Raw genomic sequence first — 1024 nt, 5'->3', positions numbered from 1 at the left:
AGGCTGCGTAACCAGAGGATGGATCCGCGCAGGTGAAGTCCGGCGGCGTAGCTCTCGGGTGTCTTGTCGTAGCGGGTGGCCAGCCCCCGCCATTCCTTGAACTTGTTGATGGCGCGCTCCACGGTGTTGCGATCTTTGTAGAGCGTGGCATCGTGGCCGACCGGGCGGCCGCCGGAGCGTCCCTTCTTCCTGCGGTTGGCGGCCTGGTCGGCTTTCTCCGGGATTACCGCCTTGATGTTGCGTCTGCGCAGGTGGGCGCGGTTGGCGCGTGAGGAGTACGCCTTGTCTCCGGCGACCGCGTCCGGCCGGGTCCTGGGACGGCCGAGGGGACCTCGTACCTTGATCTTCTTGAGGACCGGAATGAAGTGCGGGCTGTCCGCGGCCTGTCCAGGGGTGAGGATGATGGACAGAGGGCGGCACCGTCGCTCGACGGCGAGGTGGGCCTTGCTGGTGAGCCCGCCCCGGGAGCGGCCCAGTTCGGCGGCCCGCAGCCGGGCCCTGCGGCGTCGGCGCACGGCGCGGCGCTGTTCCCGCCCGGGGTCCTCCCTGTCCGCGGGTTTCTCGCCTACGGAGTCGTTCTGCCCCTTTGCCGCAGCCCCTTTTCCTTCGCGACGGCCTTCTCCAGGTCCTCAAGGAGCTCCGGGTCGACGGCCATGCCCGCCGCGTGGTGATGCGCGCGGGCAACGGTCGAGTCCACGCTGACCAGGCTGAGATCGACATCGTCGCGGGCGGCTGCCTCGGCGATCATCGCGTCCATGAGGGTCTGGAACACTCCCTCGCGCGCCCACAGCCGGAACCGGTCGTAGACCGTCGACCAGGAGCCGTAGCTCTCCGGCACATCCCGCCAGGGGCAGCCGGTACGGAACCTCCACATCACCGCGTTGAAGTAGTTGCGCAGGTCAGGGATCGGCCCGAACGCACCCAGCGGCAAGTGCGGCTCGATCAACTCCCACTCGGCGTCAGTCAGATCACCACGAGTCACGCGACCGGTCTACCGCAGTCGGCACCCTCCTGGAGCGGGAAT

1 pseudogene is annotated in these 1024 nt (G+C 68.6%); it reads right to left on the bottom strand.

Annotation, left to right across the window (positions count from 1 at the left end):
• Positions 1–982, bottom strand: a pseudogene (locus tag ACVNF4_RS36350) (IS5 family transposase); the annotation flags it as partial.
• Positions 983–1024 lie beyond the last annotated feature (42 nt).

The organism is Streptomyces sp. S6 (assembly GCF_054880855.1).
The sequence above is the reverse complement of the archived record's forward strand: the minus strand, read 5'-3'. Positions and strand labels throughout refer to the sequence as shown.